This window comes from Paenibacillus sp. ACRSA (assembly GCF_022346845.1).
GTDB lineage: Bacteria > Bacillota > Bacilli > Paenibacillales > Paenibacillaceae > Paenibacillus.
In genome coordinates, this window is sequence record NZ_JAKRNP010000005.1 from 141438 (window position 1) to 160706 (window position 19269).

The 19269-nt window shown below is 44.1% G+C and carries 18 protein-coding genes; 11 read left to right on the forward strand and 7 right to left on the reverse strand.

Annotated elements, in window-relative coordinates; translation table 11 throughout:
* Positions 1 to 12: 12 nt before the first annotated feature.
* Positions 13 to 1404, forward strand: a complete 1392-nt coding sequence (locus MH215_RS16355; protein WP_239291493.1) for an MFS transporter — start codon at positions 13 to 15, stop codon at positions 1402 to 1404.
* 23 nt (positions 1405 to 1427) lie between these two features.
* Here the strand turns inward: MH215_RS16355 and MH215_RS16360 are convergent, their stop codons facing one another.
* From MH215_RS16360 to MH215_RS16375, 4 genes are all read right to left on the reverse strand, one after another.
* Entirely contained in the window at positions 1428 to 2030 is a 603-nt protein-coding gene (locus MH215_RS16360) for a DUF5412 family protein (protein ID WP_239291495.1), read from the reverse strand.
* A gap of 241 nt (positions 2031 to 2271) precedes the next feature.
* Entirely contained in the window at positions 2272 to 3549 is a 1278-nt protein-coding gene (locus MH215_RS16365) for a glycoside hydrolase family 27 protein (protein ID WP_239292035.1), read from the reverse strand.
* Between the two features lie 108 nt (positions 3550 to 3657).
* The gene (locus tag MH215_RS16370) at positions 3658 to 4539 is read right to left on the reverse strand and encodes an AraC family transcriptional regulator (protein WP_239291497.1); all 882 of its coding nucleotides are present in this window, start codon (positions 4537 to 4539) and stop codon (positions 3658 to 3660) included.
* Between the two features lie 150 nt (positions 4540 to 4689).
* On the reverse strand, positions 4690 to 4920 hold the full coding sequence (locus MH215_RS16375) for a hypothetical protein (RefSeq protein ID WP_239291499.1): 231 nt from the start codon (positions 4918 to 4920) through the stop codon (positions 4690 to 4692).
* An 84-nt stretch (positions 4921 to 5004) separates the two neighbouring features.
* Here MH215_RS16375 and MH215_RS16380 point away from each other — a divergent pair, with 84 nt between their 5' ends.
* Positions 5005 to 5355: an AMP-dependent synthetase and ligase gene (locus MH215_RS16380; RefSeq protein ID WP_239291501.1), complete on the forward strand. Its 351-nt coding sequence runs from the start codon at positions 5005 to 5007 to the stop codon at positions 5353 to 5355.
* 106 nt (positions 5356 to 5461) lie between these two features.
* On the opposite strand, the gene MH215_RS16385 is transcribed toward MH215_RS16380, so the two are convergent.
* Positions 5462 to 6316, reverse strand: a complete 855-nt coding sequence (locus tag MH215_RS16385) for a manganese catalase family protein (protein ID WP_239291503.1) — start codon at positions 6314 to 6316, stop codon at positions 5462 to 5464.
* Positions 6317 to 6483: 167 nt separating this feature from the next.
* Between MH215_RS16385 and MH215_RS16390 the strand changes: the two genes are divergently transcribed.
* Positions 6484 to 7002, forward strand: coding sequence for a DUF3231 family protein (locus MH215_RS16390; RefSeq protein WP_239291505.1), 519 nt, complete (start codon positions 6484 to 6486; stop codon positions 7000 to 7002).
* A gap of 109 nt (positions 7003 to 7111) precedes the next feature.
* Here the strand turns inward: MH215_RS16390 and MH215_RS16395 are convergent, their stop codons facing one another.
* Positions 7112 to 7465, reverse strand: coding sequence for a winged helix-turn-helix transcriptional regulator (locus MH215_RS16395; protein WP_239291507.1), 354 nt, complete (start codon positions 7463 to 7465; stop codon positions 7112 to 7114).
* Between the two features lie 154 nt (positions 7466 to 7619).
* Between MH215_RS16395 and MH215_RS16400 the strand changes: the two genes are divergently transcribed.
* From MH215_RS16400 to MH215_RS16410, 3 genes are all read left to right on the forward strand, one after another.
* Entirely contained in the window at positions 7620 to 8534 is a 915-nt protein-coding gene (locus tag MH215_RS16400) for a DsbA family protein (RefSeq protein ID WP_239291509.1), read from the forward strand.
* Positions 8535 to 8754: 220 nt separating this feature from the next.
* The gene (locus MH215_RS16405; protein ID WP_239291511.1) at positions 8755 to 9189 is read left to right on the forward strand and encodes a ribonuclease domain-containing protein; all 435 of its coding nucleotides are present in this window, start codon (positions 8755 to 8757) and stop codon (positions 9187 to 9189) included.
* Positions 9190 to 9200: 11 nt separating this feature from the next.
* The gene (locus MH215_RS16410) at positions 9201 to 9473 is read left to right on the forward strand and encodes a barstar family protein (RefSeq protein WP_239291513.1); all 273 of its coding nucleotides are present in this window, start codon (positions 9201 to 9203) and stop codon (positions 9471 to 9473) included.
* A 282-nt stretch (positions 9474 to 9755) separates the two neighbouring features.
* Here the strand turns inward: MH215_RS16410 and MH215_RS16415 are convergent, their stop codons facing one another.
* On the reverse strand, positions 9756 to 10640 hold the full coding sequence (locus MH215_RS16415; RefSeq protein WP_239291514.1) for an AraC family transcriptional regulator: 885 nt from the start codon (positions 10638 to 10640) through the stop codon (positions 9756 to 9758).
* A gap of 198 nt (positions 10641 to 10838) precedes the next feature.
* Here MH215_RS16415 and MH215_RS16420 point away from each other — a divergent pair, with 198 nt between their 5' ends.
* The 5 genes from MH215_RS16420 (at position 10839) to MH215_RS16440 (ending at position 19218) form a co-directional block, all read left to right on the forward strand.
* Positions 10839 to 12359, forward strand: a complete 1521-nt coding sequence (locus tag MH215_RS16420) for a glycoside hydrolase family 43 protein (protein WP_239291515.1) — start codon at positions 10839 to 10841, stop codon at positions 12357 to 12359.
* A gap of 58 nt (positions 12360 to 12417) precedes the next feature.
* Positions 12418 to 13950: a glycoside hydrolase family 43 protein gene (locus tag MH215_RS16425; RefSeq protein ID WP_239291516.1), complete on the forward strand. Its 1533-nt coding sequence runs from the start codon at positions 12418 to 12420 to the stop codon at positions 13948 to 13950.
* 149 nt (positions 13951 to 14099) lie between these two features.
* Complete coding sequence (locus tag MH215_RS16430; RefSeq protein ID WP_239291517.1) at positions 14100 to 15809, forward strand: extracellular solute-binding protein; 1710 nt, start codon at positions 14100 to 14102, stop codon at positions 15807 to 15809.
* A 24-nt stretch (positions 15810 to 15833) separates the two neighbouring features.
* Entirely contained in the window at positions 15834 to 17609 is a 1776-nt protein-coding gene (locus MH215_RS16435) for a sensor histidine kinase (RefSeq protein WP_343224588.1), read from the forward strand.
* Entirely contained in the window at positions 17584 to 19218 is a 1635-nt protein-coding gene (locus tag MH215_RS16440; protein ID WP_239291519.1) for a response regulator, read from the forward strand. The genes MH215_RS16435 and MH215_RS16440 overlap by 26 nt, the downstream gene beginning before the upstream one ends.
* Positions 19219 to 19269: the final 51 nt, after the last annotated feature.

A 19269-nucleotide genomic window follows, 5' to 3' on the forward strand; every position in this document is an offset into this window, starting at 1 on the left:
TGAGGAACATATATGACTACCAATCATTCTGCTTCACAGAGCAAGGAGACGTTATTACTCCGAGTGCTTGTCTTCACCCTGATTATTTCTGTCATGAATGGCATGATGTTTAATGTGGTATTGCCGGTAATTAGCATACAATTTCAGCTTACGGCTTCTCAATCGAGCTGGATTGTGACAGGTTATTTGATTGTATATGCAATTGGAACAGTTACTTATGGCAAGCTCACCGATAGGTACAGCATGAAGCACTTAATTACATTTGGTCTATTATTGCTCGCGGCAGGTTCTGTGATCGGCATCGTAGCTACTCAATATTGGATGATTATTGTTGCACGGATTGTGCAAGCAGCTGGAGCTGCTGTCATTCCTGCACTTGCTATGATCATTCCGGTTCGTTACTTCTCACCTAAGAAGCGGGGTCAAGCGCTGGGAACCTCTGCCATTGGTATTGCTCTTGGATCTGCGCTAGGGCCTATTGTAGCCGGGTTGATATCAAGTGTCTTAAGCTGGCAGTTTCTCTTTGTTATTCCGTTGCTTTCGCTTGCAACACTACCCTTTTATCGAAAGTATCTGGATGACGACAGAGGAGTCAGTGAAAAAATGGATTATATCGGGGGATTAACATTAGCGGGGACAGTTGCTGCATTGTTACTCTCGTTGACTCAATCCAACCTATGGTTCTTAATGACAGGCATCGTGTTCTTGATCTTGTTCATCTTACGAATTCGTTACGCTGAAGCACCATTCGTCAAGCCAGCCGTATTCTACAACAAACCTTATGCCATAGGAATGGGCATTGCATTCGTGCTGGTCGCCATTGGTTTTGGCATTCCATTTATAACGCCACAATTACTAGCACAAGTACATGGATTCTCACCAGCTCTAACTGGAATGATCATGCTTCCATCCGCGCTCGTTGCTGCTCTTCTAGGACGTAAAGGCGGGAAGCTCGCCGATGAGAAAGGCAATCCTTTTCTGTTATATACGGCTTCTGTACTACTCATCATCGGTTTCATTTGCTTATCCTTTGTTATCAGTGCGTCACCGATTTGGATTGCTGTATTTCTGATCTTGGCAGTGTTAGGTCAATCCTACATGCAGATCGCGATGTCCAATACGATTGCACAGACACTTCCCAAGGAGCACATCGGCATCGGAATGGGATTGTTATCTATGTTCAATTTCATCGCGGCATCTGTATCTACCGCAGCTCTTGGCAAGGTGCTTGATCGGGGTGCAACTTCTGTTCATTTGAATCCTTGGATAGAAGTGAAGAGTGCTTTCGTGTATAGTAACATTTTTGTCGTGCTCGCCTTGTGTGTAGCTGCGATGCTGCTGTTTTATGTGCTGCAATATGGACGTAAACCCGTCGTAGACCTCCAGGTCAGACAGAACAGTTAACAGAATGGGGGGACAGTCTCGAATTATTCGGACTGAAACCCCCATGTTTCACCGCTTCCAATGTCGAGGGTATGTCCATTCACGATAACCGTATGGTTGTTGTGCCATTGTAGCTCTACTTGATCAATCTTACTCTCCCAATACACCGCTTTTCTGAACCACAGTGCTCCTTGTAACTCCCCTACAATACCGAAGCTTCCCATGGCTCCCGCATCCGTTTTATAAAAGTTAATTGTATAGTGCTGGTCAGGAGATTGTGTCGTAGTAAGTAGTACTTTTGCTCCTGAGAAGATGGATGTAAGTGTCACGACAAAAAGTAGGATGGAGACTAATATGAATGAGAGGATCGTCGAGATCCAGCTTCTGATCTTGGCGAACAAAGTTGATGTGTCCATAAAACTTACGATGGAAAGGATGAACGCTAGAATAGAGAGAATAACCAACACATAACCAGGTGGAGCGATCTTCCACAAATAATGGATACTTGAATAGAAGGTGTACAACGAAATAGAGTACAAAAAAAGGACAAGGAATAGTGCAATCCAGCTTATTTTTTTAACGATGATGAAGTCTCCTTTCGCACATGCTAGATTCAGATCACTGCATTTTAGGGCCAGCTTACTCACTATATGTATCTATCTCTTTCTAATACACTTTGTATTATAAGGTTTGTTTGGGAAAAATGTCCACAATATCATCTTTTATTAAGTTTCATCATTCCTAGTTAGAGCATATTCCAGCAGGAATTCCTCATGCTTCAATCTGTAAATAACAAAAAAAGATGATCCCTGTGAAGTACATTGCGTACAGAGATCATCTTAGGTAATTCATTTGATTGTTCTCTAGAAATGAAGAGATTAATATTAATTAAAACCGATAGAGGCGTACACCATGCACAGGAATGGTTGTGCGTAAAGTGTTCCCGTTTAACTCAGCTGGAATTGCACTCCATAGTTCAGTACCTTCCGTAATGCCAGAAAGGTCGATTTCTTCAAGATTCAGATCTAGTGAAAGAGGCTTCTCACCAACATTGAACATTGCAGCATAGGAGGAGCCTTCAGCATTCTGTGCAGTCCAGACGATCAGATCATCACGGTGCAGGGCTTCTTTGGCACCATAGCTGTCGCGATGCATACGCAGAACTTCACGGTTGGTTAGCAGCGATAACGTCCATTCATCGTTGTCTCGAAGTTCACCACCAAAGATGAGTGGGGAGCGGAAAATACTCCATAACGACATCATCGTCAACTGTTCATCTGGCGTGAATCGAGTCCAACGGTCGGCTCCGCCACCGTCAACAGAACGGATGCCGATGTGACCCAGTGGCAGCATATCACAGTCTGGCCAGCAGCCTTCCTTCGGAATACCCTGCCAAGTTCGGCAACGGTCAAACATATCTAGCAGCAGCGGCCATAGATCCCAGAAGTCATCCGTGACCCGCCACATATTAGCATGTTCAGCGAAATGTTCAGCGTATTCTACTGGAGCAGGCCCAGGAGAGAGGCTCAGAACCATGGGGCGCCCAGAGCGTTCAATCGCTTTGGCGATCATCTCAATCTCTGGCTGATGTGTATCGTAAAGTCTAGAAGCAGCAATATCATCTACTTTTACCAGATCAACACCCCATTGCGCATACAATTCAAAGAGCGAGTCGTAATACGCCTGAGCACCTTTCTTAGAGGAATCTACTCCGTACATATCTGTATTCCACGGACAAATGGAGTTCGGATGCGCAATATCACGCGCAGTCGCAGTTGTGCCAAGGATCGGTGTAGCCGCGTGTGCAGCTTGTCTTGGAATGCCGCGCATGATATGGATGCCAAATTGAAGCCCTAGGCTATGTACATAATCGGCTAATGGTTTGAATCCTTGTCCATTCGCAGCAGAGGGAAACCGATTCTCAGCAGGCATCAGACGGGAGTATTCGTCCATAACTAATGGAACGAAAGCGCGGTATTGAGACGAGTTAGCGAAAGGTTCGTACCACTGAATATCGACCGTAATATAGCTCCAGCCAAAGTCTTTGAGATGCTCTGCCATGTATTCGGCGTTGCCGCGAATTTCGTCTTCTGTAACGGCTGCGCCATAACAATCCCAGCTATTCCAGCCGAGAGGTGGAGTTGGGGCTACAAGTTTATGATTCATCATCATGCTCCTTTACTGATTCTTTATTGCTCTCATACAATTATCATAGTATAGGAGAATATCAATAATCTACAGTAATCTAGATGAACGAATAGCATTATATTGCGGTCAGTCGAAGAACATCTTACGATAAACCAGACTTTCTCCTCCACTGCGAAAATCGCCGGGTGTAATGCCGGTTAAGCTGCGGAATGCTTTGATAAAGTAGCTTCCACTGGAATAACCAACACGCTCTGCGATCGTTTCAACACTTAAGTTTGTGCCACGAAGCAACTCCATCGCCTTCTCGGTACGGATGCGGGTCAAATAAGCTCCAGGAGTTAAACCTGTGCTGGATGAAAAGCGGCGAATGAAGTGATATTTAGAGAGAGAAACATACTCGGACAGTTGATCCATACTGATCATCCTGGAATAGTTATTTTCAATAAAATCAACGGCTTGTTGGATGGGTTCTGACCAGGTTTCTCTGTTCTGCAGGGTTGTTTTCTGTAACCTAACCAATTCAGTCATGAATTGATAGACACACGAGGACGCCATTAGCGGATCTGTAATTCTACCTGCTGCTGCATCGGTTACCATCATTCGCAACAACTGAATCGGAGCACATTCGTAAGGGAGATCGGGGATCTCTCCTGATTCACGAAGGAATTTTCGCCAGTGGGGCAGTACAAGATTAGGTCTAAACAACAAAAATATGAATTCCCACGGTTCTTGCGATTCCGGAGGATAATAATAGCGATGTGAACTCGGGATTTCGGCCAAGAATGCTTGTCCTGCGGTGACACGATGAACGCGACCTTGTGATTCAAATACACCTTCGCCTGAGATTGTATACTGGAATAGAAGCAAAGGTCCATCTGTACGCTCCAATCCGTCCCAGTGATACGAAGCATCGGTAATTGAATCAGACCCTACTGCAAATAGAACGCAAAGTTGTAGATCGGTGTCCTCAGCGAACCGAAAGCCATAGGTACCCCTGGGTATGTTCATAAATACTTCCTCCTAGTTTAGCGGTCATGATTGAGTTTACGGAACAGTGGTTCATTGATCGTTCTATTATATCGTATCAAGTTTAAGGAACAACCAAATATCGTTATCCCATAAATCTTGTTCTTTTCATAATGATTGCATCCAGATTTCTTACTTTTTGGGGTAGAAGACGACAAAATCAAGATACTTGTACATGCAATCGACCACCTGAAAGCCTGCATCCTCCAACCACTGTAATTGTTCCTCTTCTGTGGCGTTAATATCTAACTTACGGTGTTCGATCGCAGCCGAGAGGGATTCACTGCTTAATAAGAGGAGATAGAGAAAATGGATAAGTTCATAGGTTAGAACTATGGGGTTAGCATAATTCAATGTGGTCATCTAAGCAGACGCACGAATGAATATTTTCAATGACCACTTTACATACTACACAGGTAATACAAACGACATTTAGGAGGTTTTACCTTGAATCAATTTTCACAAACTCAACAAATCACGCAGTTAGCTCAACAGCTCACTCAACAAACGCAACATGCATCCATGCAATATCAACAGCTTTTGAGACAAGAGCAGAGCAATGCTGAGCAATTGAACCAAATCGCACAGCGTGAGCAGCAAGCAGCTCATATCATTCAAACAGCTCTTCAAGGGCATCAAACGGCGATCCAACAATTACAACAAATTGCAAACATTGCGCAACAAATTGCACATACAGCAACTCAGAATGTATCTCACATAGAACAACCTTATAACAATCCGCTGATTGGTTCCCCTGCTTCAACCTATGGAAACTTCAGCAACCAGAATCGTCAGTAGGAAATTGGTATTAACAAAAAGGAATGAAGCAAAAAAAAGGAACCCATAACTTGGGTTCCTTTTTAGTGTTTTACATGTTCAATAAGTCAGTACTTACTCGAGCTTCTTAGGCATTCAAATCATGCAAGCCAGGACTATGCTCGTTAGGAAGCTCCGGCATATAGGGTAACGGGAATCCCTGCGGTGGGTCTATGACTTGTAACTCACCGCCATTACGGCTTGGGGATTGTCCACTATATATTTCAGCGATACGCGTCTGATCTAAGCGGAAGTTAAATTGTGCATTATGGTAACCAAGATCAACATACTTCCGACATTCGGGATACTTGTTAATATCGTAGTTGGGAACAGGGAACAATTTTCCCCAATTGACGCCCAACGTTTCTAGAGCCTTCGCAAATGCATTTTGGTGAGCGTTATCGCGAACAATCAGGAAACCTAACGTTTCACGAAACGCTTTATTTGTGCTCATTTCGTAGATTCTTGTTTTTTGCAGTACACCTGTTGACTCTAATACAACATTATCGAGCAAATTACTTACGAGGTTGCCGTGATCATACACATAATTTCCAAGCCATGGATTCCCCGCAGCATCTACAGGCAGTGAGCTCTGTGCTCCCATAATGTAATGATGAGGGTTGGCATGTTTGATTGCTTCGTCCAGCGGAGCACCATCGATACCGGCTTGACCAGCTCCTTCAGCACCTGCACCAGTCAACAATTGATTAATCGTTTGCTGTACTAATTCAATGTGACTTAATTCCTCCAGAAATACACCACGAAGAAGATCTCTATACTGTATCTCTTTGCCACGGAAATTACTACTCTGGAAAAAAAACTGCATCATCGTCCGCATCTCGCCGAATTGGCCGCCAAGTGTTTCTTGCAGCACTTTTGCTGCAGCCGGGTCGGGCTTGTCTGGAACGATCAAATTGATTAAGTCTTCTCTATAGAAAAACATAATTGTCCTCCAATCAAGTAAGTTACAGGTTTAGTCTCTTCCATACTTCTCTATTTATGTGAAAGGATCCACTAACAAAGTTTGGTTACTTGATTAAGAATATTATTTTACTCTAAGGCAGACGATATCACGGGTATAAACGACACATGATCTGGAGGGAAAATAAAATGGGTATTTTAAGTGGCAATCCGAAAAACGAACCGATGCATTATGGAGAAATCTTTAGTGTATGGGAATGTTCTATGATGGCGAAAGGCGCAGTGTCCTGTTATCAGGCTTATTTGAATCATGCGGGTGACAAGGATTTGAAAAAAATACTGGATGATCTATTGGATCAAGCCAAACTTGAGATTAAAGAATGCGATACGTTACTTACCGATAATGGTATTGCACCTGCGCCAACGTTGCCGGAAAGACCTCCCGTTAAGTTGGAAGATATTCCGGCTGGAGCGAGATTCACAGATCCTGAAATTGCTGCTAAGATAACAGCAGATACATCATTAGGGTTAGTTGCAGCAAGTCAAGTGATCGGTCAATCTATTCGAGAAGATATTGGAGCTTTGTTTGCCAAATATCATGTAACCAAGACAGCACTAGGTGTGCGGATTTTGCAAATGAACAAAGAGAAGGGCTGGCTCATTCCACCACCACTTCAGGTGAAAAGACCGGAAGCTGTCGAGGTTTAAGTAAACCCTTTGAAAAGTCGCTGAGAAGCGGCTTTTTGTTTTTTTTTAAGCAGCATTTGCATCTGCTCATCATTTACAGTAGCTCAATTTGATTTTGTCCCACATACTACTATGTTGAAAAATCTGTACTTTTGATCTTGGACGGAATATGTTGCTCGCCCCAGTTTACAATTGATTCAATCAAAGGCACCAAATGCTGCCCGGAGGATGTCAGCGAATACTCCACTCTAGGCGGAACTTCATTATATTGCTCTCTATGAACAATGCCATAATCAATAAGGTCTTTCAGACAATTCGTAAGCATCGTACCGGTTATGCCGTGCAATCTTCTTTTTAATTCATTGTAACGGATCGTTTCACTCTGACTAAGAATTGCTAGTATAGGCAAATTCCATTTGCCCCCAATCACCTGAAATGCGTAGCTTGCTGGACATAGTTGATCCAGTTTGAAGTCATATTTCACTTGATAACCTCCATTAGTATACTTTTTTATACTTAGTCAGAAAAATAATAGTACTTGTTGTTACGATTGCAACTATTATAATCATACTAGAAAGAACAGATCAATTTATTTTTGAAACTCTGAGAATCTGAGAATCGGAAAGGCGTGATTAATAATGGCAGATGGACCTATGATGTGTGACTTAGCAACAGGCGTATGTGGCCCTGGAGATGAAGATATGATGCAAGAGGTGGATCTCAACCTATCGGAGAAGAAGATTACGTTGTATTACGCGACAGACCCAATCTGTTCGCACTGTTGGGCACTTGAGCCTGTACTGAATCGGTTTGTGGAGGAGTATGGTCAGTACGTTGATGTGCGAATCATGATGGGAGGGTTGCTGGCGAGCTGGCAAGGTTTCTCAGATGGAGCGAATGGAATTCAGAAGCCCTCTGATGTTGCAGGTCATTGGAGAGAAGTGGGTGAACATTCTCGGATGCCGATTGATGGCTCATTGTGGCACACCGATCCGATCCTTTCATCCTATCCTCCATCACGTGTATTCAAGATCATTCAACATACACATAAGGGTAAGGAAGAGAAATTCTTAAGACGAGCGCGTGAAGCGGTGTTTGTATTCAATCGGAATATTGGTGATGAGCAAGTGCTTATGGATATAGTGAACCAACTCGGCTTAGATGGCAAACAAATTGTGGAAGAGGCCAGTCAGCAGTCCGCACAGGATCTGTTGGAAGAAGATTTTGAGATGGTAGCTCGCCTGGGTGTTAGAGGTTTTCCATCCATTGTGATGGTGAATGAAGAGAACAAAGGCATCAAAGTAGTCGGGGCACGCTCTCTGGACACGTATGTACAAGCGCTTCAGCAGATCACAGAGCGTGAAGTTATGCCTAGAGCCATTCCAAGCTTATCTAACAAGTTGAATGAGACACACATGCTCTTCTCCAAAGAGATTGAAGTGATGTACGATCTGGAGCAAGATGCGGTAGAGGCATTTATTACATCTGAATTGGCTCCGAACACTTATGAAACGCAACTGATTCTGGATGAACTCTACGTGGTACAACGATAATATAGAAGGAATCCACTTCTGCATATGAAAACGACTATAAATAAATCGACGTCAGTTGTCGGTTTATTTTTTGTCTACGAATGAATTGCATCGTCAAAATATGTTTGATTTTATAAATTGACTAGACTTGAATAGATTTGATTTATCGTACATAACTGAGTAACATTAGACTCGTTGTCATTGCCGACAAAATGCAAGATTACCCAAAGGAGAAATGAACATGTTTTTTAGAAAAATAGGTTATACGTTGTTAATTATCTTGGCTGCACTGGTGTTCTCAGGTTGTACCCCGCAGTCGATTCTGGATCAGACTACGACTACGGCTTCACAGGATATGGGATTTGATGAGGTCGCCAAGTATATATCGGAGCACAATGCGCTTCCGCCGAACTACATTACGAAGAAAGAGGCTAGAGCATTGGGCTGGGAACCAAGTGAAGGCAATTTGCAAGAAGTTGCTCCAGGCAAAAGCATCGGTGGGGATGTGTTTAGAAATCGAGAAGGCTTGTTACCGAATAAGAAAGGCCGAACGTGGTATGAAGCTGACATCCATTATGCAGGTGGAAGACGTGGAAGTGATCGAATCTTATATTCAAACGACGGACTAATCTATAAGACAACAGACCATTATGAATCATTTGAGCAGTTAAAATAACGGAGGGTATTATGAATATCATTCAGATTGATGGAGAGCAATTACTTGCGAGAGATGAACTGCATGCCATACTTCAGGAGAAGCTTGAATTGGGAGAACACTACGGACGTAACTTAGACGCGCTGTGGGACTGCTTAACAGGGGAAGTGAGCATGCCGATCACCATTCAGTGGGTTCATTTCGAGAAAAGTAAACAAGTACTAGGAGGATACGCTGACCAAGTCATTGATTTGATGCGCGAGGTAGAAGAGGAGATCGAAGGATTCACATTGGAATTGAAGTAGCGTATCATTCCACAGCAACGCGGGAGCAGTAGCGATGGAGCAGCAGTATACGGAGTGGATTAAAGACCGCGTTCGATTGTGGACGGGAAAAGAAATTCAATAGTAAAAATTAAATCGCATGTATCCATCTAATGATGATTGATGATTGTTGAATAGTATTAATGGATTAAATCCCCCAAAAACATCGAGTTCATATCCTTGACTCGATGTTTTTGGGCTATTCTACATACCACTTCGCAAACCTCGCAGGCGACAGCTCGTTTCGTACAAGATTGCAGCCATTTACGAATTGGATGAAGAACTCACAGCAGACTTGAACGTATCTCGTCGTTTCTTGATATATTTACCTGGAGAGATGCCAACTAATTTGGTAAAACTCCGAATAAAATTGGCGTAATCACTAAAGCCCGATTGAAAGCACGTATCTGTAATGCTCATCCCTTCAGAAAGGTGGAATTTGGCAAGCTCAATACGCCGACCTAGAATGTAGGAGCGGAGAGTTAGTCCGGTGTGCTTTTTAAACTGGCGACTGATGGAAGTGCTGTTCATATAGAACTCTTCGGCAAGTTTGCCAAGCGTAATATCTTGCGTGATATGCTCTTCAATGTACTCCATGGTGTTACGTACCAGTTCTGGCATGATGTCGTGAGGCACAAAAGAATTGTTGTGAAACCATACATTCAGCATAATCAGCAATTGGGCGATTGCTGCATTCAGTTTGATATCTGTACCATAGGCATCGGAAGCACGTAATTCTTCAATTTGTTCTGTCCATTGTAACAACTGCTGCAGACGATCTTCATCCAGATGAATCATGTTGCCTTTTCCTTTGGGTCGATAATCGAAGCAGGATGATAAATTAGTTGAAGGTGTAGATAGCTGATGAAGATACGTTTTCTTAAGATTAATCGTAATCCGTTCATACTCCGTTTCATCCAAAATAAAAGCACGGTGCATCTCCTGAGGTGACATAACGAGTAGATCACCCCGCTCCATATGGTAACAGCGATTTTCTACATAAAAATGAACATTGCCACGAAGGAAAAGATAAATTTCATAGGCATTATGTCGATGATAGATCGTTTCCAGTTTATAGGTCGTCACTCGATGCTGATACAGAAGCTCAGGTTGAATGGGATCGTAAAAATATTCAGAGGATCCGTTCATAGCGTACCTCCCGTCATTTCACGCAATAAATAGAGCAGATTAAGCAATGAAATTGTACTCAGCTTACCTTAAAATGTAATCATCCTATCACGAAGCTGTTTTTATTGCAAACGCTTACTAATATACTGATTCAAACCTGATGTATATCGAATGACTTAGAGCTGTCATGATCAAACCATCCGAGGGGGAATGAATGAAATGAATCATCATGTTACTCCACATGCTGGCAAGCAGAAGCAAGGCACGGTTGAACCTGTCCAACCTGAATTGCAACCAAAGGAAATCGGCAAGCTGCGTCCGAATGCTAATCCGTTGATGGCGCATAAATTTGGAGCTGATCCTTATGCGCTGGTGTTCAATAATCGAGTGTATATATACATGACCAGTGACAAACTCGAGTATGATTCGAACGGAATACCTCAGAAAAACAGTTATAGTTCGATTAACCGGATTACAGTGATCTCGTCAGAGGATCTGATTAACTGGACTGATCATGGTGAGATCAGAGTTGCAGGCCCTCAAGGCGCAGCAACATGGGCTTCGCAGTCTTGGGCTCCGGCGGCCGCCCATCGGAAACTAGACGGGCAAGATTGCTTCTTTCTTTATTTTGCTAATAACGCCAGCGGTATAGGTGTATTGTCTGCACCAACACCAGTTGGGCCTTGGATAGACCCTATAGGGAAAGCACTCGTGACAAGAGAAACCCCGGGGGTAGAAGACGTCACCTGGCTCTTCGATCCGGCTGTGCTAGTTGATGAAGATCATCAGGCGTATCTATATTTTGGAGGCGGAGTGCCTGAAGGGAAATCCGAAAGACCTGATACAGCCCGTGTAATGCGATTGGGAGATGATATGATCAGTGTGACTGGTAAAGCTAAGGTCATTCCAGCTCCTTTTATGTTCGAGGATTCAGGGATACATAAGCATCAACATATCTACTACTATACGTATTGCTCTAATTTTCATGAAGTTGATCGTGCAGAGGGTGATCCACCGCCGGGTGAGATTGCCTATATGACGAGTACTCAGCCAATGGGGCCTTGGACGTATCAAGGTACAATTCTTCAAAATCCAGGTCATTTCTTCGGGATTGGCGGCAACAATCATCATGCCATTTTTCAATTAGCGGATCAATGGTACATCGCCTACCATGCTCAGACGCTCTGCCAAGCGATGGATATTCCAGAAGGTTATCGCTCTACGCATATCAATCGTATTGAATACGAAGAAACGACGGGTAGATTGAAGGCAATCCAGGCGGATTATCAAGGTGTAAGTCAGCTACACTCCTTCGATCCATATCAAGCCATTAGTGGGGCAACAATTGGCTGGAGCGCAGGGGTGAGCACGTTGCAATTAACTAGCGCCGATCATGGGCTAGCTTCAGCATCTGATGTGGTTGTAAGTAAACTGCATGGGGGGAGCTGGATTGCGATCTCGAATGTGAATTTTGGGCAAGATGGTGCGTCTGGTTTTACAGCGTTGCTCTCTAATCAAGGAGAAGCAGCTACGCTCGAACTGCGACTTGATCGTGAAGATGGGCCAATTGTAGGTAAGATTGCTATTCCGTCAACGAGTGAAGCCTATCAATGGAATGAGCAGTCAACCGCAATTGCTGATTCGCAAGGGACTCATGATCTGTATATCGTCCTTCAAGCATCTTCGGATCATTCGAGTGCTGTCCTCTTGCAAGAATGGAAGTTCGAGAGAGTTAAATAAGAATAGAACGTAACCTGTGTTTATATACGCAGGAATCAAAATGAGGTGAACACAAAGCATGTATTCAAATCCAATTATCTGGGCTGATTACCCAGATATTGATGTCATCCGGGTAGAGGATATGTACTACATGGTCAGCACAACCATGCACATGATGCCAGGTTGCGTAATCCTGCGGTCGTATGATCTGATTCATTGGGAAGTAGCCACGCATGTGTACGACAAGCTGGATAACACTCCTGCCCAGCGATTAGAGAATGGTCAACAGATTTATGGTAAAGGCATGTGGGCAGCGTCTCTACGGCATCATCAAGGCATGTTTTATGTTATCTTTGTCGCTAATGATACGCGTAAGACGTATTTGTACACATCACGAACGATAGAAGGTCCTTGGAAGAAGCAAATTGTGGAAGGATTTTATCATGATTGCTCCCTATTCTTTGATGAGGATGAACGAGTCTATCTAGTGCATGGTAATGCCGAGATTCATTTGACCGAGTTAAGCGCAGACCTCTCTGGGCCAAAGCCCGGCGGTATACAGCGGATTATTGTAAAAGACAATCAACCGTACTATCTTGGTTATGAAGGTGCCCATTTCTACAAAATCCAGGGCAAGTATTACATTTTCCTCATTCATATGACCAAGGCAGCAGGACGGAGGACACAGGCATTTTATATGGCCGACGCCTTGGATAGTGAATTTGTAGGCGGGGAAGTGTTTAACGATGACATGGGATATTTCAATTTAGGTGTAGCTCAAGGAGGTATTGTCGATACGCCGAACGGAGATTGGTATGCCATGTTATTTCAGGATCATGGAGCAGTAGGGCGAATTCCTGTGCTGGTGCCTCTGCAATTCAAGCAGGGGATTCCGGTATTTGCGAATGAAGCCCCCAAATCCATCGATATTGTGAGCACAAGGCCGGGGTATGCCTATAGACCACTTGTTGGGAGTGACCGCTTTGAGTACACTGCACAGGAGGACGGCAAGGTGCGTCTTCAGGACTTTTGGCAGTGGAATCACACACCGCACGACGAGCTCTGGTCAGTCACAGAAGTGCCGGGAGTTTATCGAATCCGAACGGGTCAACTTAGCCCGAATCTGACCTTCGCTGTAAATACACTAACTCAGCGTTCGATGGGGCCGACTTGTGAAGCTACGGTTACACTAGATGGCAGCGGTTTGAATGATGGAGATTATGCTGGTCTATGCTTCCTGATCGGCACGTATGGTCTCATTGCACTCACGAAAAAGGAAGGCCAGTATTACCTTGTTATGCAGGCGAGAGAGAGCGAAGATTCGAGCATATTTGGTAATCTGATTGATGAGGAGCCAGCGACAGAGCATGCTCGGATTCCCATAGATGGCCCGTTGATTACACTACAAGCGACAGGGAATTTTGTAGATAACCAGGATGAGTGTTCTTTTGGCTATTGGGACGGTACAGCGTGGAAGAGTCTCGGCATCACTCACCGAATGTTCTATAAGCTAGATCATTTCATGGGTTGCCGTATCGGTCTGTTTCTGTACTCCACAGAAATGATCGGAGGCTCAGCTGACTTTTCAAATTTCAATTATCATATTAAGTAATCAAAAAAATGTACGATGTACACGCATAAAAGTCGCCAAATGGCGGCTTTTTCGTTACTCCTGCCATGCAAGATGTTGTACAATGATGGAGATTCCAGATAATAGAAAAATGAATATGTTCATTCCAATCGAACTGGGGGCATGTCGTCGTGAATAAAAGATGGCTGTACAGATCTAGGTGGACCTTTATCATCGTTCTTGCTGTGTGTATTCCTGCTGGCCATACACAAGGGAATTCTGGGCAATTACATTCCTCTTCTGACGGACAACAGCAACGATCATCAACGGTGTTAGGGAAGTATGACCCACCCATTAAAGTCTCTTTTGTAAGGGAAACCGGAGAAGACCTGCAGCGGATGATTGATCAGTTGCCTGATGAAACCCTTACGAACAATCGTTGGACTCGCTTATATGAACAAGAACTTGGCATTCAGATTCACTATGATTGGGTTGCTACTGGTGATGTATATCATCAAAAAATGGGGGTATCCCTTGCGGCAGGTCGTTTCCCGGATGTAGTCAAAGTGAATCCATATCAGCTCAGGCAATTAAGCAACGCTGGATTGATTGAAGATCTGACCGAAGTATACCGGACACACGCTTCTCCTTTAACGAAAAAAATATTAGAAGCGGAGGGAAGGGGAGCGTTCGATGCTGCCACGATTGACGGTAACCTAATGGCTATTCCGGAATCCTCTTCTTCCATTGAAACAGCGCAATATCTATGGATCAGAACGGATTGGTTGAAAAGGCTAGGCCTACAGCCGCCTGAAACGATGGAAGATCTGCTTCAAATATCGAAAGCGTTTACAATGCAGGATCCTAACGGAAATGGTGTACAGGATACGTATGGATTAGCATTAACTAGCTATTTATGGGATCCCGTAATGGGCGCTACAGGATTCATGGCGGGTTACGGAGCTTACCCTAGTATATGGATCAAAGATGAGAATGGCGATCTTACGTATGGCGGCATACAACCTGAAGTGAGAACAGCGCTGGAGGTATTGCAGAAGTTGTATCTCGAAGGTCAGATTGATCCAGATTTTTCTTACAAAAACGGAAGTAAGGAGTACCGCTTAGTTCAGGACGGGCAGATTGGCATGCTCTATGGTGAACAGTGGGCTCCATTTATGCTACAGACTACTCGTGATACAGATCCATATGCACAGTGGCAGGCATATCCTATTGTTGCTGAGTCTAACCGTGCCCTTTTGGTGCCACTTCGTTCCAATACAGGACAGTACTTTGCAGTAAAAAAAGGTTTTGCTTATCCAGAGATTGTCGTAAAGCTTATGAACATGCATCTGGACAAAAATTGGGGTGAGGAAGCCGAATATGAAACGTACTACAATGACGATTCACGGGCTGTATGGATGCTATCCCCAGTAACACCTTTTCCCGGCACCAAAAATATGGATGCTTATCGTCAGATTCGCGACGCCAGAGAGACCGGAGATTTCTCGAGCTTGGAGAACGAAGCGCTCGCAATCCATAAACGAATTGTTTCATATGAATCAGAAGGCTTGAAGAGCGGATGGGGATGGAAACAAACGTATGGTCCGACAGGTGCCTTTAGCATTGCGGATACCTATGATCAGAATGGACAGCTGTTAAATGACGAATTCACCGGCGGAATCACCGACACAATGATTGATCGGCAAACCATTCTTCGTGATCTGCAACTTGAGGCTTATATGAATATTATTCTCGGCTCTCCCATAGAAGAGTTCGATCAATTCGTTCAGAATTGGCGCAAGCTGGGTGGGGATGAAATCACATCGGAGGTGAATGCGTGGTTCAAAATGAATACCGCAATGAATCACCAGCCGTCTACCTTATCACACGCCAACAGGTGATTTCTTCAACCTTCATATCAGGAGGTGAACGAATTGTTGAAGATACCTGCTAAGTCGTGGCTCAACAGTATTTTTGTACGATTAATTATGACGTATCTGATTTTTGTATTGCCACTAATTCTTCTGGGGGTGTATCTGTACCACTGGAGCTACGATACAGCAAGCCAGGAAATCTCCCTATCCACGGATAGGCGATTAAGTCAATATGCAACAGAGCTGAGCAGGGAGATTGAATGGTTGGAATTGCAGCAGTTTGATATCGCAGAGGATCGTAAATTGAATCGTCTTGCGATCCTCTGGGACATGATGGAGCAGGTCGATCGACGCGAAACATTAGGTTATTTAACCGAAAGACTGGCTGCCTTCAAAAACAGCAGTTCGTATATTAAGAATGTTTATGTACATATCCCATTAGTCAACAAGAGCATTTCGGCTACACAAGGCATTGATGAATTGGATAAGGACTCCTTTGATTACTTTAGCTTGGCATTACATGAAGAGGACTCTCGATTTACTGTAAAAGACGATACCTTGAACCTAAGTGCTGTAAGGCTAACGGGAAAAAGAGATGAGCTTCCTCTGTTCGTGATCCAGGTGGAGCTAGATACATCACAGTTTCAACATGAATTAACAGAGCTCAATCTCTACCCAGAAAGTGCCACACTGCTAATCGAGGATAGAACAGGACACGCCATCTCAGATCAGCTGCAGCGAGACGTCATTCTTGCCAGTTACCGTGAGTACAGTCAGAAGAACCTGCAGGGTAACTATCGCAAGAAGGTGGACGGCATTATGTATCATGTGAATCAGCTTCACATCGATAAGTTAGGGTTATCCGTGGCTACGTATCTGCCTGAGAAAATCGTAACCAAACCACTCAGCAGGTTCAATCAGTGGGCCTGGATTTTTGCGATAACATCCTTTATTGCCGTCGCAGCTTTTCTCTACTCCAGTTATAGGTTGATACACATCCCGTTACTGTTATTGGTCAAGAGGTTCAAGAAAATGGAGGGAGGCGTGCTTGATATTCCGATCATCCACCATCGCACAGATGAATTTGGATTTTTGTATGCCCGCTTCAACCACATGATTGAAAATCTACAGCAACTGATTGACCGTGACTTCAAAAAAACAATGATGATGCAGCGTGCTGAATTGAAGCAACTCCAATCTCAGATTAATCCTCATTTTCTGTACAATAGCTTTTTCATCCTAAACTCACTTGCCAGAACAGGAGAAACGGAGCGGATCGAGCAGTTTACGAATATGCTTGGTGAATACTTTCGCTTCATCACCCGCAACGGAACTGATTATGTACCATTAAAAGAGGAGGTCGAGCATTCTCGAATATATACCGATATTCAGCAATTGCGATTCTCCAGACGAATTAAGATGGAGTTCGGGCAAGTGCCATCTGGCATGGAACATATACAGGTACCCAGACTGATTATACAACCGATTATTGAGAATGCTTACGAGCATAGTCTTGAGAGAAATACAAGTATGGGGCTCTTACGCGTTCAATTTCATATGGAAACTACGTATGCCGAGATCATCGTGGAGGACAATGGCAGTGAGTTGCAACATAAAGATATCATGCTGCTTCAAGCGCGAATTCGCAACGAGGCCGGTGCGGACGAAATGACCGGATTAACAAATATTCACAGACGTCTAGTTCTGACTTATGGGGAAGAAAGCGGTCTGTTTCTATCCCGTAGCGAGTTGCAGGGCTTGAAAGTTACGATTCGAATCCAATGGAAAGAGGGGAAAAGGAATGTATCGACTTCTGATTGTGGATGATGAGGAGATCATTACAGACAGTCTGTATGAAACATTTGCCAGGCATATGCCAGATCAACTTGACGTATGCAAAGCCTATTCGGCATTAGAAGCATTGAACTGGATGCGGCGGAGTAGAATCGATATTGTGCTGACAGACATTCGCATGCCAGGCATGAGCGGGCTGGAACTCACTCAAGAGATCCAGACTCAATGGCCTCAATGTCGCATTATTTTTCTGACAGGACACAGCGATTTTGATTATGCGTACAAAGCGCTGCAAATGCCCAATGTACGTTATTTGCTCAAAACGGAAGGCTACGACAAAGTGCTAACAATCGTGGAACAGGTGATGGAAGAAATCAGACAGAGTCACCACATGCTTGAAGGGCTGGAACGGTCACGTGAACTGCATATTCAGCTGGCTATGTTCCAGCAGGAGGAGTATGTACGTCAATTACTCCAGGACTGTAACTCTGCTCCATTCTCTCTGTCTGAGATGTCTGAAATGCAGACTGAACTGACTAAGAGAAACATCGATTTGCAGGCGGATGCTCCGGTATATCTGGTGCTTGGTCGATTTAACACACTGCTAGATGCTGGATCGGATCTCAGACAGGTTCAGGATTCCGTCCGTATTATTGGCTCTTCGTTATTAAGTGAACAAGCAACGTATGTTAGCGTATCGGATCATTACGGTGATGTCATCTGGCTGCTCCAGCCCAAAAGAGAGAAGGGGTACGAACCCATTCCGTTTACTAGCTATATCGAGGGTACGTTGGAGCTTGTACAGGAAGCTTGCCTCGCTTCTCTTGAAATGTCCATCGCGTTTACATTAAGTGGGCGCGCATATGCTTGGTCACAGATTTCTAGGCAATATGAACGGCTAAGATTGCTGCAGTGGATGAAGATTGGCGATGGGGTATCCATGGTGTTGACCGATAATTACGAAGGTTTTACTGCTGGGGCTGTGAAAGACCCGGTTCGAATATCAAGCCGTATAGACGTCATGTCAGGATATTTGGAAACCGGACGATTTCAATCCTTTTATGACATATTTGAAGAGCTTGTAGGTGAGCTAATGCTTCAGGATATGACGATGGAACGAGCGATGGAGACCTACTATCATCTGGCGCTGCTGCTATACTCGACGTGCAATCGGTGGGGACTTCAACAGGGTAATGCTGACCAGCGAAGCTTGCTGCAACTCGGCGATTATGCCTGCATGAAAGATGCTGTGCAGTCTCTGTACCGCACTGCGGATGAATTGGTTCATTTCAAGCGATCATCAGAAGAAGAACGAACGAACCTGGTAATCCAATCGTTGGGTCGTTATATCAAGGACAATTTAGAGAAGGATCTCTCGCTGGTGAGATTGGCAGAACGGAATCATTTTAACCCATCCTATCTGTCCAGACTTTTCAAGCAAGAGATGGGGATCAATTTGTCAGAGTATATCGACGACTGCCGTATCCGTAAAGCAAAGGAGTTATTGCATAAGACGGATCTAATGGTGCGTGAGGTGGCGCTACAGGTTGGTTATGAAGCTGCTCATTCCTTTACCCGTCTCTTCAAGAAGCTGACGGGTATGACGCCCCAAGAATACCGTGAGTCAATGCTAGTACGCTAGATATGATAATGAATGACTGCTATACAAATTTCAATCTATGATCAGCGGGAT

Bases quoted from the DNA above. Each gene is read 5' to 3' on its own strand.
- MH215_RS16405 (WP_239291511.1), top strand. From the start codon at position 8,755: ATGTTTTTTAGAAAAATAGGTTATACGTTGTTAATTATCTTGGCTGCA.
- MH215_RS16400 (WP_239291509.1), top strand. From the start codon at position 7,620: ATGGCAGATGGACCTATGATGTGTGACTTAGCAACAGGCGTATGTGGC.
- MH215_RS16375 (WP_239291499.1), bottom strand. From the start codon at position 4,920: ATGACCACATTGAATTATGCTAACCCCATAGTTCTAACCTATGAACTT.
- MH215_RS16370 (WP_239291497.1), bottom strand. From the start codon at position 4,539: ATGAACATACCCAGGGGTACCTATGGCTTTCGGTTCGCTGAGGACACC.
- MH215_RS16390 (WP_239291505.1), top strand. From the start codon at position 6,484: ATGGGTATTTTAAGTGGCAATCCGAAAAACGAACCGATGCATTATGGA.
- MH215_RS16365 (WP_239292035.1), bottom strand. From the start codon at position 3,549: ATGAATCATAAACTTGTAGCCCCAACTCCACCTCTCGGCTGGAATAGC.
- MH215_RS16410 (WP_239291513.1), top strand. From the start codon at position 9,201: ATGAATATCATTCAGATTGATGGAGAGCAATTACTTGCGAGAGATGAA.
- MH215_RS16415 (WP_239291514.1), bottom strand. From the start codon at position 10,640: ATGAACGGATCCTCTGAATATTTTTACGATCCCATTCAACCTGAGCTT.
- MH215_RS16385 (WP_239291503.1), bottom strand. From the start codon at position 6,316: ATGTTTTTCTATAGAGAAGACTTAATCAATTTGATCGTTCCAGACAAG.
- MH215_RS16425 (WP_239291516.1), top strand. From the start codon at position 12,418: ATGTATTCAAATCCAATTATCTGGGCTGATTACCCAGATATTGATGTC.
- MH215_RS16440 (WP_239291519.1), top strand. From the start codon at position 17,584: ATGTATCGACTTCTGATTGTGGATGATGAGGAGATCATTACAGACAGT.
- MH215_RS16420 (WP_239291515.1), top strand. From the start codon at position 10,839: ATGAATCATCATGTTACTCCACATGCTGGCAAGCAGAAGCAAGGCACG.
- MH215_RS16355 (WP_239291493.1), top strand. From the start codon at position 13: ATGACTACCAATCATTCTGCTTCACAGAGCAAGGAGACGTTATTACTC.